The sequence below is a fragment of the Halorussus salilacus genome (genome assembly GCF_024138125.1).
Classification (GTDB): Archaea; Halobacteriota; Halobacteria; order Halobacteriales; family Haladaptataceae; genus Halorussus; species Halorussus salilacus.
In genome coordinates this window covers 466,019-480,187 of sequence record NZ_CP099993.1, presented here as the reverse complement: position 1 = coordinate 480,187, position 14,169 = coordinate 466,019, and the positions used below count along the sequence as shown (strand labels likewise).

Here is a 14,169-nt window from a genome sequence, read left to right as displayed (position 1 = left end):
TAGGTTTTCGGAACGGGAAATGAATCCGGCGAAGTTCGCGCTGTTGCTCGGCGTCGGCCTGCTGGCGTTCCTGTTCGTGTCGGTTCTCTACGTGGTCTGGACTCGAATCGTGGGGCTGGACCCCACGGTCGCCCAGCGGTTCGACGACCTCCCGAATCCGGTCGGCGGTGCGCTCGCCGCGGTCTCGGGCGTCGTCCTCGGGAGCGTGAGCATCGCCGCGCCGACGGTCGAGTTCGGGGTCGCCGCAATGGTGTTGCTCGCCGCGAGCACGTTCGCCTCGCTTCTGCTGTTCGAGTTGTTCCAGCAACGCTCCCGGATTGGTGCGTGAGTCCGAGACTCACTCGGAATCGGCGCTCACCGATTCGACCCCCGAACTCACCGCGTCGGCGACCGCCGACAGCAGTTCGTCCGGGCCGACGACGCGCCCGCGCTCGCTGAGTTCCCGGTAGAGCGCGGCGGCCTCGCTCCCGGCGTAGTTGCGCTGCTCGAAGGGGCGCTCCTCGACCACGACGACCGACTCGGCCTCCCGGACCGCCCGGAGGTTGTCGAGGTTGCCCGCGCCGACCTCCACGTCCCCGACGACCGTCGCGTCCGCGTTGCGAATGCGGGACTCGACCTCGCGCCGGGCGGCGTCGCCGACCGGCGCGAACGGTTCGTCGGCGACGGCGTCCAGACCGAGCGACCGGGCGGTTTCGAGGTCCGAATCACCCTCGTTGAGCGCGCCGACCGAGACCTCGTAGCCCGCCGCCGACAGGAGGTAGAGCAACCGCGAGACGGTGCCGCCCCCGCCGACGACGTGGACCCGGCCAGCCGACTCGTCCTCGGGCGGACGCTCGGGGAGCGCGGTGACGTACGTCGACCCGGTGACCGGGTGGCTGGAGACCACCGCGCGGGTGTCGAACGCGGCTTCGAGGTTGCCCTCCGAGAGGACCGCCGCGGGGTCGCCGCTCGCCCGAATCACCCCGTCGGCGAGCAGGAGGAGTTCGTCACAGTAGTGGGCCGCGAGGTTGAGGTCGTGGATGGCCGCGACCACGGTCTTGCCGTCGTCGTCGACCAGTTCGCGGACCAACTCCAGCGTCCGGACCTGATGGTTGATGTCGAGGCTCGCGGTCGGCTCGTCGAGTAGCAGCGCCGGGGCGTCCTGCGCGAGCGCCCGCGCGAGCAGGACGCGCTGGCGCTCGCCGCCCGACACCGCGGTGATGGGCCGATCTGCGAGGTGGGCGACCTCGGTGCGGGCCATCGCGGCCGCGACCAGTTCGCGGTCGGTCGTGGCGTCTCCGTCACCACCGCGCGCGCTCCCGGTCGAGAACCGCGACTTGTAGGGGTTGCGCCCCATCGCCACTACCTCCTCGACCGGGAAGTCGAACGAGAGGGAGGTGTCCTGCGGGACGACCGCGACCCGGCGGCTGGCGGCCTTCGAGGAGAGGGCGCTCACTGGGTCGCCGCCGAGACGGACCTCGCCCGCGTCCGGGGTGAGGGCTCCGGTGATGGTTCTGAGGAGGGTGGTCTTGCCCGCGCCGTTCGGCCCGACGAGACCGACGAACCGGCCGTCGTCGACGGTGGTGGTCACGCCGTCGAGAATTCGGTTTCCGCCGAGTTCGACCGCGACGTCGTCTATCTCTATCATCGTCTGTCGACCTCCTCAGAGTCGTGTTTTGATCGGTCGGTGTCAAGGGGACTACGGCGGTTTCGTCCCCGAAAGCCCCCGCCCGCTCGCCACGAAACGTTCGAACAGATTGGACGACGAACGGCCAGAAAGCCCCCGCCCGCTCGCGGTCGCTCCGCGGGATATTCGGCGCAAACCGCGCGCCGAATAGTTGCCCGCGGAGACGACCAAGCGGTGCGCGAGCGGGCGGCCCCTTTCAGTCCCGCCCTCGGTGGACTGTGTTGCCGGGCGATACTGGCGGATGCGTAGTTGGGCGCGATATTGCCGGGAATCCCCCTCACAGCGCGTGCACCTCCCGGGTTCGCAGGAGATAGAGGAAGAAGGGCGCGCCGAGGAACGCGGTGACGATGCCGACCGGGAGTTCGCCCGCGCCCGACCGGGCGACCGTGTCGGTCGCGACGAGGAAGGTCGCGCCCGCCAAGGCGGAGGTCGGCAAGAGGACCCGGTGGTCGGGGCCGACGAGCAGGCGCATTACGTGGGGGACCACGAGGCCGACGAAGCCGATGACACCCGAGACCGCGACCGCCGCGCCCGTCACGACGCTGGCGACCGCGAGCAGGAGGCGCTTGGTGCGCTCGACCTCGACGCCGAGCGCGTGGGCGTCCTCCTCGCCGAGCAGGAGGACGTTGAGGTCCCGGGCGTAGGCGAACAGCACGAGGAATCCGAGGAGGGCGACCGGGGCGACCAGCGTCACGTCGTCCCACGAGGCGAGGTGGAGGTGGCCCATCAGCCAGTACACCGCCCGGCGGAGGCCCCGGCCGCTCTGAAGCATGAGGTACGAGACCACCGCCCCGAGGAGGGTCTGGACCGCGACGCCCGCGAGCAGGAGGGTGGCGACCGGGGTCCGGCCGTCCTCGGTCGCGAGCAGATACACTCCGAACGCGGCGAGTATCGCGCCGAGGAAGGCCGCGACGGGGAGCGGGACCGGCACCGCGACCGGGACCGCGATGGTCGCGACCGCGCCGACCGCCGCGCCCGACGACACGCCGATGATGGAGGGGTCGGCCATCGGGTTCCGGAAGAACCCCTGCATCACGACGCCCGCGGTGGCGAGCGCGAACCCCACGACCGCGCCGAGCGCGATGCGCGGGAGTCGGAGGGTCGTGACGATGGTGGTGGCGGTGTCGGGGACCGCGAAGCGAAACAGGGGCGCGAACTCGACCGCGGGCGCGGGGACCGAGAGCGCGAGTCCCGCGACCCGGAGCGTGCGCTCGCCGACCGCGAGCCCCGCGGGGACCGAGAGCGAGTTCAGCAGGACCTTCCCGACCACGACGTAGTCGAGCTTGACGGGGCCGAGCGCCGCGCTCGCGACCACCACGACCGCTAGCGCGGCGACCAATCCTGCCGACCAGCTCGCGGCGCGCGGACCCCATCGCATGGTTCGTGTCTGAAAGCCAGCTTGCTTTAGGTAAATACTTATTGGATACGGTCGGAGTTCGGGACGCATGAAGACGAAGGTCACGAGCGTACTCGCGGTGCTGATGCTGTTGACGGCCGGTGTGGCTCCGGTCGCGGCCGCGTCCGGCACCAGCGCGACGCAGGCGGAGTGTTCGTTCCCCGCGACCCACACCGACGCGACGGGAACCGAAGTGACGGTCGAGGAGTCCCCCGAGCGGGTCACCACGCTCTCGCCGAGCGCGGCCCAGACGATGTGGGAACTCGGCGCTGAAGAGCAGGTCGTCGGACTGACCCAGTACGCGCTGTACCTCGACGGCGCTGACTCGCGCACCAACGTCTCGGCCGCGGGCAACCAGACCGTCAGCGTCGAGAAGGTCGTCTCGACCGACCCCGACCTCGTGCTCGCGCCGAACGTCATCCCGAACGAGACGGTCGAGCGCCTCCGGGACGCGGGCCTGACCGTCTACAAGACCCGGTTCGCCACCTCGCTCGACGACATCTACGCGAAGACCGAGCGCATCGGCGAACTCACCGGCAACTGCGAGGCCGCCGACGAGACCGTGGCGTCGATGCGCGACCGCGTCGAGACCGTCGAGGAGGCGGTCGAGAACTCCGAGTCGCCGCGCGTGTTCGTGTCGGTCGGCGGCGGCTACACCGCCGGGCAGGGCACCTTCGTGAGCAACATGGTCGAGGTCGCTGGCGGCACCAACATCGCGGTCGAGGCCAACGTCTCGGGCTACAAGCAGATCAGCGAGGAGGTCATCGTCGAGCAGGACCCCGAGTGGATAGTCCAGCTCGGCGCGTACGGCGTGTACCCGCAGACCGACGCCTACAACGCCACCACCGCCGTGCAGAACGACCAAGTCACGACGGTCACCAACGAGAACATCAGCCAGCCCGCGCCCCGGGTGGTCAACGCCATCGTCCAGATGGCTCAGGCGTTCCACCCCGAGGCGTACGAGGAGGCGAACGCGACCGCGGAGACGACCACCACCACCGAAGCGACGACCACAGACGAACCGACCACGACCGACGCGACGACTGACGAACCGACCACCACCGAAGCGACGACCGACGAGGGCGCGATGGCCGAGGAGACCGACACCACGACCGGCGCGTCGAGCGACTCGTCGAGCGACGTGCCCGGCTTCGGGGTCCCCGCGGCGCTCGCCGCGCTCGCGGGCGCAGTCCTGCTCGCACGTCGGTACTGAACCCCCTCGATTTCTCCCCGTTCGTACCCAACGGGAAAGGTGTTTAACGGGCCGGTGCGACCCATCGAACATGGTCGAGAAAGTCCTCTGGCCCGCGTACTTCGACGCGGAGAAGAGCCGGAACGAGGGCCGCCGGGTCGCTGTGGAGATGGCCGTCGAGGAGCCGACGGTCGACGAGATAGCCAAGGCGGTCCAGCAGGTGGGCTACGACGCGATAATCGAGCGCGACAAGGCCTACTCCCGGGAGAACTGGACCGAGCGGGGTCGGGTGCTGGTGAAGAACGCCGACGACTCCTCGAAGAACGACCTGATACAGGCGGTCGCCGCCTACGTCACCGCCCTGAGGGACTGATGCAGCGACTCGGCGAAGTCGTCCGGACCGCGCAGGGACTCGCAATCGTGCGGTGTCCGGGCGAGGACCACCCGGACATCGGGACCGAGGCGGTCGACGAGCAGCTCACCAGCGTCGGTCGGGTCGTCGACGTGTTCGGCCCCGTCGCTCGCCCCTACGTGGCCGTCTCGCCCGACGCGGGCGTCGCGCTCCCGACCCTGCTCGGCGAGAAGCTCTACGCGCGGTGAAATTCCGGTGCATCCGCCACGAGCCCGGCGGTCGGCCCGCGGGCCGACCGCCGGGCTTCCGACTCCCTACCTCCTCGCCGACCGCGCGAACAGCACGGCGGCCCCGGCGAACCCGACGACACCGAGGAGCGCGCCGGGTTCGGCGGGCGCGGTCGGCGAACTCCTCGACTCCGCCGCGGCCGCCGTCCCGGGTTCGACGGTCGCCGGGAGGTCGGCGGTGGTCGTCGCGACTTCCTCGCCGCCGAAGTCCACGACCGCACCGTCGAACGCGAGTTCGTCCGTCTCGTTGAGGTACGGCAGGTCCTCCGCGCCGTCGGTGTCGACGTAGTCGAACTCCTCGTCGCGGTCGGTGTCGTTGTGGACCACCGCTATCATCGCCTGCTGGCCCGAGAGGTCGCGGTCGAGTTCGACCGCGACCTCCTCGTACTCGCCGGGTTCGAGGTACTCCGAGACGCCCGCGAACTCGCCGAACGGGTCGTAGACCGCGACGAATCCGCCGTCCGGAACGACTGCGGACTCGACTTCGACCTCGTCGTCTGCGGTCTGGTTCTCGAAGGTGACGTTGGCGAAGACCTCGTCCTCGGGCGGGGCCTCGGTGGGCGTCTCCTGGGGCGTCGGCGTCAGTTCGGGGGTCTCCTCGGTGGTCGTGGTCGCCTGCGTTGTCGTCGTCTCTTCGGTGGTCGGGGTCGCCTGCGTTGTCGTCGTCTCTTCGGTGGTCGTGTCCTCGGTCGTCGTGGTTTCCGTTATTTCTTCGGTGGTAGTCTCCTCGGTCGTCGTGGTTTCCGTTATTTCCTCGGTGGTCGTCTCCTCCGGGAGGTCGGTCGTCTCCGTGACCGCTTCGGTCGTCGTGGTTTCCCTGGTCTCCTCAAGTGTCGGCGTGTCCGTGGTCTCCTCGGCCGTCGTGGTCTCGTCCGGTTCCGCCGGAACCTCGGTCGTCGGGAGGTCGGCGGTGGTCGTCGCGGCCGCCTCGCCGCCGAAGTCCACCACGGCACCGTCGAAGACGAGGTCGTCGGTCTCGTTCAGATACGGGTCGTCGAGTTCCGCGTCGTCGACGAATCCGAACTCTTCGTCGCCGTCGGTGTCGCGGTGGGGGACCGCGATCATCACCTGCCGGTCCGAGAAGTCGCGGTCGAGTCCGACCGCGACCGCCTCGTACTCGCCGGGGTCGAGGTACTCCGAGACCCCCGCGAACTCGCCGTTCCGGTCGTAGACCGCGACGAACCCGCCCTCGGGGAGGACGGCCGACTCGACCTCGACCTCGTCGTCGGCGGTCTGGTCCTCGAAGGTCACGCTGGCGACCCCTTCGACTTCGGTCGTCGTTGCTTCGGTGGTGGTCTCGGGGGTCGTCGTTGGTTCTTCGGTCGTAGTCTCTTGCGTCGTGGGTTCTGTGGTCGTCTCTTCGGTAGTCGTGGCCTCTGTGGTCGTGGCCTCTGTGGTCGTCTCTTCGGTGGTCGTCGGTTCCGTGGTGGTCGTGGCTTCGGTCGTCGTTCCTATCGTGGTGGTCGTGGCTTCGGTCGTTCCCTCGGTCGTCGTTCCTATCGTGGTCGTCGCCGTTTCTTCGGTCGTTCCCTCGGTCGTCGTGGTGGGTGTCACCTCAGGCGTCTCGGTCGTCGCTTCCGTGGTCGCGGTCTCGTCCGGCGTCTCGTCGGGAAGCTCCGCCGCCGCGGTCGCGGCGGCGGAGCTGGCGGCCTCCTGTAGCTCCGCCGGGTCGATTTCGGGGCTCTCGGCGACCACGGTACTCGCCTCGGCCGCGCCCTCCTGAGCGGTCGCGCGAATCTGCTGGGCGGTCACGATGCCCTCCTCGGCGGCGCTCGATGCGGCCCCGGTGGCCGCGCCCTGCGAGACCGCGAGCACCTGCTCGACCGTCACGGCGTCGAGCGCGTCGGTCTGGACCACCGCGCCCGACGCCGCGCCCTGCGAGGCGCTCTGGATCTGGACGACGGTCGCGGTCTGGCTCTGGGAGATGCCGCCGGTCGCCGCGCCCTGCGCGGCGGCCTGCACCTGCTCGACGGTCACGACCTGCGACTGGGACGCAGACCGTATCGCGCCGGTCGCCGCGCCCCGCGAGGCCGCCTGAATCTGGGTCACGCTCGCGTCCTGGGACTGGACCAGCGAGCCGTAGGCCCCGCCGCTCGTCGCCGCCTGAATCTGCTGGACGTTGACCGTCTGGGTCTGGACGACGGTCGCTCCGCCCCGGGCCGCGCCGAACGCCGCCGACTGGACCTGCCGGACGTTCACGACCTGATTCTGGACCGCCGACCGGACCGCGCCGTCGGCCGCGCCCCGCGCGGCGACCTGTATCTGGACGACGTTGACGACCTGAATCTGGACCACCGAGATCTGGACCAGCACGCCGCGGGCCGCCCCCTGCGCGGCCGACTGGACCTGTCGGACGTTCGCCTCCTGTTGCTGGACGATGGCTCCGATGGACGCCCCCTCGGCCGCGAGCTGAATCTGCTCGACCGTCACCCGCTGGGACTGGCTGATGCCCCCGATGGCCGCGCCCCGGCAGGCCGCCGCGACGCGCCGCGGCGGCGCTCGCTTGCGCTCTTTGACCCCGCCCGTGGCCGCGCCGAGCGCGGCGACCTGCACTTGCTTGACGTCGGCGCGCTGGGACTGGACCAGCGCGCCGCTGGACGCGCCCCGCGCGGCCGCCTGTCGCTGTTCGACCCGGACGCGCTGTGTCTGGTCCACCTGCCCGAACGTCCCGAGCGACCCGTAGGCCGCGCCCTGCGCGGCCTCCTGGATCTTGCCGACCGCGCTCACCTCGCGGGCACCCGCCGAGCGGGCCGCGCCGCGGGACGCCCCCTCCGCGACCCGCTGTATCTGGGTCACGCTGGCTCGCTGGTGTTGGGCGACCGACCCGTGGGCCGCGCCGTACGACGCGCCCTGTATCTGGGCGACGCTCACGGCCTGGACCTGTCGGGTCGTCCCCGCGGTCGCTCCCTGCGTCGCGGCCTGAATCTGGCTCACGTTCGCCTCCTGAGACTGGACCAGCGAGCCGTGGGCCGCCCCGCGAGCGGCCCGCTGTATCTGGGTCACGCTGGCGGTCTGGGACTGGACCGCGGCCGCCGCCGCGCCGCGAATCGCGGCGCGGCGCTCGTCGGGCGTGACGGTCGCGCCCTGGTCCTCCGCGAGGCGTGCGCCTTCGCGCACGCCCGCGACCGCGGCCTGCAGTCGCTCGTTCGGCGTCGGCGGGTCGTCTTGGACGGCGAGGTCGGTGCCGAGACTCTCGTCGGCGTCGGTCTCGCCGAGTTCGGTCGGAGCGAGTAGTTGCGGTGCGTCGGTCGCCCCGGTCTCGGCGGTCCGGCGGTCGGCGTCGGAGCCGTCGGCGCTGGCCTGCTGGGGACCGACTCCGGCGGCCGCGCCCGACGCGACGAGCAGGGCGGCGACGAGAACGACGGTCACGACGTGTCCGGTCGATTGCATGGTCTCGGCCTCACCACATCGCCCCGGACTTTCAACCCCGAGAACGGTTGATTCCGTTCTCGGGGTTAGGGCGTGCATATCCCGGATTCCACCCGCCACTACCGACCCATAACGCTCGTTACCAGTGGGCATGCACGTCTCCGACGGCCGAATCCGCAACCCCAAAGGCCGAGGACTGTGAGGCTCCGGGCATGGAAGACAGAACGCGCGTGTTCGCGGCGGCCGGGTTCACCGTCGCGCTGTTCCTGCTGGTCCAACTCGGCGCGCTCGCGCTGGTCGAACCCTTCCAGCGAGCGGGCTACCAGCAGGTCGAGAACCCCTCGGACCCGACGAACAGCGTCGTCTACGTGGGCGCGGTGCTGGTGCTGACAGCCGCGATGCTCGCGATAATCAAACTCGACGTTCAGTGGTTGCTCCGAGCGGCCATCATCCTCACCAGCGGCCTGCTCTCGTGGTACGTCTTCTCGGTCCTCGTGCCGCCGTGGGTGGTCGTCCCGGTCGGGGGTGCGCCCGTCAACCTCCTCGCGGTCGGGGCCGCCGGGGCCGTCTCGCTCGCCCTGCTGGTCCACCCCGAGTGGTACGTCATCGACGGCGCGGGGGTGATAATCGGGGCTGGCGCGGCCGGGCTGTTCGGCATCAGCTTCGGTCTGCTCCCGGCCATTCTCCTGCTCGGCGTACTCGCCGTCTACGACGCCATCAGCGTCTACGGCACCGAGCACATGCTGACGCTGGCGTCCGGCGTGATGGACCTCAAGATTCCGGTCATCCTCGTGGTCCCGCTGACCCTCTCGTTCTCCTTCCTCGACGAAGAGGACGACGAACGCGCCGAGAGCGAGGGCGACGAGCCCGACGAGTCGGCCGACGACGCCCACCCCGAGGCCGAGCGCCCCGAGATAACCGACCGCGACGCCTTCTTCATCGGTCTGGGCGACGCGGTGATGCCCTCGGTGATGGTCGCCAGCGCCGCCTTCTTCGCGCCCGCCGACCCCCTCGTGTCGGGCATCGCGCTCAATCTCCCCGCGCTGACCGCGATGGTCGGCACGCTCGCGGGACTGCTCGTGCTCATCTGGATGGTGATGAAGGGCCGGGCGCACGCGGGGCTTCCCCTGCTCAACGGCGGCGCAATCGGCGGGTACCTCGTGGGGGCGCTGGCGAGCGGGATGACGCTGATGCAGGCGGTGGGGTTGTGAGGAGCCGACTCGTCGGTAGCTTTTTGATGGGTCCAGTCCCATAGGTTTATACGACAGAGCGGGACCATCCGTTCGTGGGATGGCAGGCGAAGACGTTCTGCTGACCTACACCGACAAGCGACCCGACGGAACGGTCGAGTCGGTGACGGTTCGGCAGACCGACGACGAGACGTACCCCTGCGGATGGAAGTACCGCCTTCACTTCGGGACGACCGATGGAGAGACGATACTCCGGTACGACAACTCTCACGAACTGACGAAGGGACACGAACGACACGTCGGAGACGGCGAGACCGAACGAACCGAAGAAATCGACTTTCCCGGCATGGACGCGCTGTTGGAGCGCTTCGTCCGGGAAGTCGAAGAACGCCGGTGACACAACACCATGTCCGACCGAAACCGCACACTTCACGTCCGTATCGCCTCCACCGAAGAGACCCGTGCCGACCTGCGCGAGCGAGTTCGCGCGCTCGAACGAGGCGAATCGCCAGACGAGATGCTCGTCCTCAACCTCCACAACGAGGCCGACCTCGCCAGAATCGTGCGTCCGACCACTCTCGAACTGCTCCGGACTATCGCCCGACGCGACCCCCAGAGCATGCGCGAGGTCGCCGACATGGTGGACCTCGATTACAAAGAGGTCCACCGGAACCTCACCGAACTCGCCGACCTCGACGTCATTCGGTTCGAGGAGACGGGTCGCTCGAAGCGACCCGTCGTGGAGTTCGACGACATCGAGGTCGAGATTCCGGTCTCCTCGGATTCGGCCGAGACCGATACCGCGTCGGCGTAGCCCGGTTCTCCGGCGAACCCCCGTGATATGCCATCACGACTGATTTGCGAGCCTCTCGCAATCCGTTACCGAACCAACATACTCAAGTCCGAGTAAATATTTAGTATAGGTGTGAACTGGGAGCACCCCCGAAACATGACCGACGTAGAGCGAAAGCAGAACGAAACCAAGGCCGGAACCAGTTCGAACTTCATCGCCGCGATGTTGCTCGCCGCCTGAATCGGTTCCGAACCACTCGTTTCTCCACCGTTCTCGCGCCGACGAGCGCCAGCGGCGCTCGTCGGCGCGCGACCTACGGCCGACTTATCGCCCCGTGAGCGCCTCGCTCGCTGGTGCGAACGAGATTTCGGAACCGAGGCCCTCCTCGCGGGCCTTCTCGTAGAGCATGTGGGCGGCGGCGACCGTCTCGATGGCGGTCCCGCCCGAGTCGAACACCGTGATGTCCTCCTCGGACTCCCTGCCCGGCGCGTTTCCGGCGACCACATCGCCGAGTTCGGCGTGGACGTGGTCCTCGGAGACGACGCCCTCCTCGACCGCCGCGATGAAGGCTCCGGCGTCCTGCGTGACGCGCTCGCGGAGGTCCGGGACGTACGTGGCGCGCTCGATGGTGGTCGCGTCGAGTTCGCGCTTGTTGGGGTGGTACTGGCCCATCGCGGTGACGTGGGTGCCCTCCGCGAGCAGGTCGCCGTCGAAGACCGGTTCGCTCGCGGTCGTGGCGGTGATCACCACGTCGGCCTCCTCGACCGCGGCCGCGCTGGACGCGACCGCCGCGACCGAGGCGTCCAACTGCTCGTTCATCTCGGCGGCGAACGACTCGCGGGACTCCTTGGTCGGGGAGTACACCCAGACGCTCTCGAAGTCCCGGACGGTCGCCGCGGCGCGGAGTTGCCCGCGGGCCTGCGACCCGCTCCCGACGAGACCGAGCGTCCTGGAGTCCTCGCGCGCGAGGGCGTCGACGCCGACCGCGCCCGCTGCCCCGGTCTTGAAGGGGTTCATGCTCGCGCCGTCCAACAGCGCGAGGGGTTCGCCGGTCTCGGCGTCGAAGACCGGCGTCACGAACCACGCGTCCTCCGCGCCGAATCCCGCGGAGTACATGTAGCCGCCCATCGCGCCGGTCTCGGGGAGCACGGCCGAGTAGCCCGTCAGCATTCCCGGCGGCTCGGAGTTCGTGAGCTTCGTCCGGGGGTGGGCGGGCGCGCCCTCGCCGCGCTGGCGGTAGCCCTCATTGACCGCCTCGACGTACTCGGCGGGCGTCGCGAGTCCGGAAACCTCCTCGCTCGTCAGGAACAGGGTGTCGGTCATGGGCGGGACAACACAGTCCAGCCTCAAAACCGTTGAGGCGGCGGAGAGAAAGTGGGGTGGAGAAAGCGGGGTGGAGAAAGCGGCGGAGAGAGCGCAGAGGAAACCCGTTCAGTCGGCGGGTTCGAAGGAAGGCGAGTCGGCCGACGACTGAGTGGACTGGGTCGAGGTGATGTCGTCGACCGGACCGTTGACGAACAGCGCGTGCCCGATGAGCGCGACCGGTACCGTCGCAGCGAAGGGAACTGCCGCGGTCAGCGAGATACCGGCTGCGCTCAGCACGGCGGTGATACCTATCAGCGAAAGCGGAATGAGGCCAAGGATGATGTCGTAGTACCCAGTCATAATCCATTACATTCTATGCGGCATGGGTATATAATTCTTCCCCATACCTGAGATGGGAGTTTTCGATAGGCGAATAGTACGTGCTCCGTTGGATTCTCATAACTTATGGATATGCCACCGAACTATTTCCAGAGGTACAACCGCGGTAATTAGTGCTCCCGGGCGTCTCAGACGCGTTTTAGTATTCTCGCCAGTTATTCCGAATCCGGGGTCGTTCGGGAGGCTCCTCGCCCCGGCTTCCGGTCAGCTATCGACGACTATGCGACGAGCTATCAGGTCGGGGCGGTCCCAGAATCGCGCCATCCACTGGTCGGTCCCACGCCATCGGCCGCGAACGCGGAGCCCAACGACCTGCCCTCGTCCTGTCTCACGCTCGCGGCGCTCTCGGGAGCGGCGAGCGCGCTCGCCGCTCCCGAGATGCAGTCGGGATGGCGGGCCGGTGGACGGTCGCGACCCGACGTAGCCCGGGTCGGCTCACCGGAGGACCGCGGCCGCGGCCCGCCACGCCACGAACGACGCCAGTCCGACGCCGGTCACGACGAGCGCGAACGTCCACGGCGAACCCCCGTGGAAGAAGTCGGTCGAGCGGAGCGCGAGACCGATGGCCGCGGCCGGAATCCACGCGAGCGACGCCCGCACGGCCGCGGTCCCGACCGTCCGAGTCGCGTCGGGCGCGTACGCCCCCACCAGCGGCGCGGCGACGACCCACCCGATCAGGAACGGTGCGACGGTCCCGGCGACTCGGCCCGTCATCGTGGCGGGGTCGACACCGTGATTCATCGACCCGAGCGTGAGGAACCCGGCCAGCACCACCAGGTCGCCGAGCGCGAGACCGAGGGTCCCCGTCGAGCGGTCGAGTTGCGGGCGGACCAGCGTTCCGACGGCGTTGCTCATGTCTCGGGCTTGGGGTCGGGTCGTTATGATTCCCGCGGTGCGCGCCCGGCGACGGTGTACTGGAACCCCTGCGTGCGGTACCGCGCTTCGAGGCCCGCCTCGCCGACGCGCTCGGCGAGGTCGTCGGGCGCGAAGAAGCGCGAGTCGAACCCCCAGAGGTGCTCGCCGCCCGCGATCAGGCGGCCCACGAGGGTTGTCGGGTCGATTTCGCGGACCACCAGCACGCCGCCGGGTCGGAGGACGCGGGCCGCCTCCCGCAGGGCCGACTCGGGGTCGCCGAAGTGGTGGAGCGCGTCGACGACGAGGACGGCATCGACGCTGTCGGCGTCGAAGGGCAGGCGGGCGGCGTCGGCCAGCACGGCCTCGAACCCCTTCCGGCGGGCCTCGCGGGCCATCCCCGGCGCGGCGTCGACCACGATTCGCTCGGCGTCCTCGACCGCGCCCGCGCCCCTGCCGGTGCCGCCGCCGACGTCCAGCACCCGCTCGATTTCGCGGTCGGCGAGGTCGAGTCCCGCCCGAATCTCGGCGGCGTCGGGCGTCGGCACGAACCAGTCGTAGCGCCGCGCGAGGCGGTCGAAGAAGGCGGTGTCGCCCACGGCGTGGGTCATGCGATGAGTGACGACCCGGACCTCCAAAAAGGCGCAGGCCGGTCCACGGCGAAGCACAGTTGTCGCGGCGGCCCCAAGCCGACGCATGGAGTACGCGCTGGTCGGGTGGCCCGACGAGGGGCCCCAACTCCGACTCGACCACCGGGAATTCAGCTACGCCGGGAAGTTCGTGATGTCGAACACCGGGAAGGCGGTGGCCCGGAACGACGCGGGACCGGGTCGCGACGGCGGCGACGACCTCGTCGCCGCCGTCGCGTTCAACGAGGACCGGACCGACCCCGGGACGGCGTGGTTGCGGTACGTCACCGTCCGCGACGACCGCCGCGGCGAGGGCGTCGGCGCGCGACTCGCGGCGTTCGCCAGCGACCGCCTCGAAGCCCGGGGCTACGACCGCGTGCAGATCGCGGTCAACAACCCCTTCGCGTACCACGCGCTCCACAAGGCCGGGTTCGGCTACACCGGCGAGCGGACCGGCCTCGCGGAGTTGGTCCTCGCGCGCCCGGGCGACCGGGCGCGCGAGTCGTATCAAGCGGGACTCGACGCCTACCGCGAGCGCGACGACCTCGCTCCCGAGGAGCGGGAATTTCTGGAGGCGAAGGCGGGCGAGGGACCGCCGGACGTGATTTCTGTGCCGGAGTAATCCACGAGTCCGAACCGACCCGTCCACGCGGGCGGGACTCCCGAAAAACTGCGCTTCGCTTGTCTTTCGACTTCCCACTCGCTTCGCTCGCGGGAATGAAAGGGGCGGCGCGCTCGC

At 69.5% G+C, this 14,169-nt stretch carries 15 protein-coding genes; 8 read left to right on the top strand and 7 right to left on the bottom strand.

The window, feature by feature from the left end; all coding sequences use genetic code 11:
• Window positions 1–19 precede the first annotated feature (19 nt).
• Complete coding sequence (locus NGM10_RS02405) at window positions 20–328, top strand: hypothetical protein (protein WP_253481424.1); 309 nt, start codon at window positions 20–22, stop codon at window positions 326–328.
• Between the two features lie 9 nt (window positions 329–337).
• Here the strand turns inward: NGM10_RS02405 and NGM10_RS02400 are convergent, their stop codons facing one another.
• Together NGM10_RS02400 and btuC are read right to left on the bottom strand one after the other, a co-directional pair.
• Window positions 338–1,627, bottom strand: a complete 1,290-nt coding sequence (locus NGM10_RS02400; RefSeq protein WP_253481423.1) for a heme ABC transporter ATP-binding protein — start codon at window positions 1,625–1,627, stop codon at window positions 338–340.
• Window positions 1,628–1,943: 316 nt separating this feature from the next.
• Window positions 1,944–3,044 (bottom strand): vitamin B12 ABC transporter permease BtuC, encoded by a 1,101-nt coding sequence (gene btuC, locus NGM10_RS02395; protein ID WP_253481422.1) that lies wholly within the window; start codon window positions 3,042–3,044, stop codon window positions 1,944–1,946.
• A 67-nt stretch (window positions 3,045–3,111) separates the two neighbouring features.
• Here btuC and NGM10_RS02390 point away from each other — a divergent pair, with 67 nt between their 5' ends.
• The 3 genes from NGM10_RS02390 to NGM10_RS02380 all read left to right on the top strand — a co-directional run bounded on the left by NGM10_RS02390 (window position 3,112) and on the right by NGM10_RS02380 (window position 4,854).
• A complete protein-coding gene (locus NGM10_RS02390; RefSeq protein WP_253481421.1) occupies window positions 3,112–4,275 on the top strand; it encodes a PGF-CTERM-anchored ABC transporter substrate-binding protein in 1,164 nt (387 codons plus the stop codon).
• A 70-nt stretch (window positions 4,276–4,345) separates the two neighbouring features.
• Entirely contained in the window at window positions 4,346–4,627 is a 282-nt protein-coding gene (srp19, locus tag NGM10_RS02385; RefSeq protein ID WP_253481420.1) for a signal recognition particle subunit SRP19, read from the top strand.
• Window positions 4,627–4,854 carry an H/ACA ribonucleoprotein complex subunit GAR1 gene (locus NGM10_RS02380; RefSeq protein ID WP_253481419.1) on the top strand — a complete coding sequence of 76 codons (228 nt, stop codon included), beginning with the start codon at window positions 4,627–4,629 and terminating at the stop codon, window positions 4,852–4,854. The genes srp19 and NGM10_RS02380 overlap by 1 nt, the downstream gene beginning before the upstream one ends.
• Before the next feature lie 66 nt (window positions 4,855–4,920).
• On the opposite strand, the gene NGM10_RS02375 is transcribed toward NGM10_RS02380, so the two are convergent.
• Window positions 4,921–8,283 carry a DUF7282 domain-containing protein gene (locus NGM10_RS02375; protein WP_253481417.1) on the bottom strand — a complete coding sequence of 1,121 codons (3,363 nt, stop codon included), beginning with the start codon at window positions 8,281–8,283 and terminating at the stop codon, window positions 4,921–4,923.
• A gap of 191 nt (window positions 8,284–8,474) precedes the next feature.
• Between NGM10_RS02375 and NGM10_RS02370 the strand changes: the two genes are divergently transcribed.
• The 3 genes from NGM10_RS02370 to NGM10_RS02360 all read left to right on the top strand — a co-directional run bounded on the left by NGM10_RS02370 (window position 8,475) and on the right by NGM10_RS02360 (window position 10,266).
• Window positions 8,475–9,473, top strand: a complete 999-nt coding sequence (locus NGM10_RS02370; RefSeq protein ID WP_253481415.1) for a presenilin family intramembrane aspartyl protease PSH — start codon at window positions 8,475–8,477, stop codon at window positions 9,471–9,473.
• 79 nt (window positions 9,474–9,552) lie between these two features.
• On the top strand, window positions 9,553–9,849 hold the full coding sequence (locus tag NGM10_RS02365; RefSeq protein ID WP_253481412.1) for a toxin-antitoxin system TumE family protein: 297 nt from the start codon (window positions 9,553–9,555) through the stop codon (window positions 9,847–9,849).
• Between the two features lie 9 nt (window positions 9,850–9,858).
• On the top strand, window positions 9,859–10,266 hold the full coding sequence (locus NGM10_RS02360) for an HVO_A0114 family putative DNA-binding protein (protein ID WP_253481409.1): 408 nt from the start codon (window positions 9,859–9,861) through the stop codon (window positions 10,264–10,266).
• Window positions 10,267–10,569: 303 nt separating this feature from the next.
• On the opposite strand, the gene NGM10_RS02355 is transcribed toward NGM10_RS02360, so the two are convergent.
• From NGM10_RS02355 to NGM10_RS02340, 4 genes are all read right to left on the bottom strand, one after another.
• Entirely contained in the window at window positions 10,570–11,568 is a 999-nt protein-coding gene (locus NGM10_RS02355; protein WP_253481406.1) for an ornithine cyclodeaminase family protein, read from the bottom strand.
• 108 nt (window positions 11,569–11,676) lie between these two features.
• The gene (locus NGM10_RS02350; RefSeq protein ID WP_253481404.1) at window positions 11,677–11,910 is read right to left on the bottom strand and encodes a DUF8015 family protein; all 234 of its coding nucleotides are present in this window, start codon (window positions 11,908–11,910) and stop codon (window positions 11,677–11,679) included.
• Window positions 11,911–12,384: 474 nt separating this feature from the next.
• Window positions 12,385–12,804, bottom strand: a complete 420-nt coding sequence (locus tag NGM10_RS02345) for a DUF3054 domain-containing protein (protein ID WP_253481401.1) — start codon at window positions 12,802–12,804, stop codon at window positions 12,385–12,387.
• Window positions 12,805–12,827: 23 nt separating this feature from the next.
• The gene (locus NGM10_RS02340; RefSeq protein ID WP_253481398.1) at window positions 12,828–13,412 is read right to left on the bottom strand and encodes a class I SAM-dependent methyltransferase; all 585 of its coding nucleotides are present in this window, start codon (window positions 13,410–13,412) and stop codon (window positions 12,828–12,830) included.
• An 85-nt stretch (window positions 13,413–13,497) separates the two neighbouring features.
• Between NGM10_RS02340 and NGM10_RS02335 the strand changes: the two genes are divergently transcribed.
• A complete protein-coding gene (locus NGM10_RS02335; RefSeq protein ID WP_253481396.1) occupies window positions 13,498–14,052 on the top strand; it encodes a GNAT family N-acetyltransferase in 555 nt (184 codons plus the stop codon).
• The last annotated feature ends 117 nt before the right edge of the window (window positions 14,053–14,169 follow it).

Coding starts and splice junctions, on each gene's coding strand:
- NGM10_RS02405 (WP_253481424.1), top strand. CDS start 20: ATGAATCCGGCGAAGTTCGCGCTGTTGCTCGGCGTCGGCCTGCTGGCG.
- NGM10_RS02400 (WP_253481423.1), bottom strand. CDS start 1,627: ATGATAGAGATAGACGACGTCGCGGTCGAACTCGGCGGAAACCGAATT.
- btuC (WP_253481422.1), bottom strand. CDS start 3,044: ATGCGATGGGGTCCGCGCGCCGCGAGCTGGTCGGCAGGATTGGTCGCC.
- NGM10_RS02390 (WP_253481421.1), top strand. CDS start 3,112: ATGAAGACGAAGGTCACGAGCGTACTCGCGGTGCTGATGCTGTTGACG.
- srp19 (WP_253481420.1), top strand. CDS start 4,346: ATGGTCGAGAAAGTCCTCTGGCCCGCGTACTTCGACGCGGAGAAGAGC.
- NGM10_RS02380 (WP_253481419.1), top strand. CDS start 4,627: ATGCAGCGACTCGGCGAAGTCGTCCGGACCGCGCAGGGACTCGCAATC.
- NGM10_RS02375 (WP_253481417.1), bottom strand. CDS start 8,283: ATGCAATCGACCGGACACGTCGTGACCGTCGTTCTCGTCGCCGCCCTG.
- NGM10_RS02370 (WP_253481415.1), top strand. CDS start 8,475: ATGGAAGACAGAACGCGCGTGTTCGCGGCGGCCGGGTTCACCGTCGCG.
- NGM10_RS02365 (WP_253481412.1), top strand. CDS start 9,553: ATGGCAGGCGAAGACGTTCTGCTGACCTACACCGACAAGCGACCCGAC.
- NGM10_RS02360 (WP_253481409.1), top strand. CDS start 9,859: ATGTCCGACCGAAACCGCACACTTCACGTCCGTATCGCCTCCACCGAA.
- NGM10_RS02355 (WP_253481406.1), bottom strand. CDS start 11,568: ATGACCGACACCCTGTTCCTGACGAGCGAGGAGGTTTCCGGACTCGCG.
- NGM10_RS02350 (WP_253481404.1), bottom strand. CDS start 11,910: ATGACTGGGTACTACGACATCATCCTTGGCCTCATTCCGCTTTCGCTG.
- NGM10_RS02345 (WP_253481401.1), bottom strand. CDS start 12,804: ATGAGCAACGCCGTCGGAACGCTGGTCCGCCCGCAACTCGACCGCTCG.
- NGM10_RS02340 (WP_253481398.1), bottom strand. CDS start 13,412: ATGACCCACGCCGTGGGCGACACCGCCTTCTTCGACCGCCTCGCGCGG.
- NGM10_RS02335 (WP_253481396.1), top strand. CDS start 13,498: ATGGAGTACGCGCTGGTCGGGTGGCCCGACGAGGGGCCCCAACTCCGA.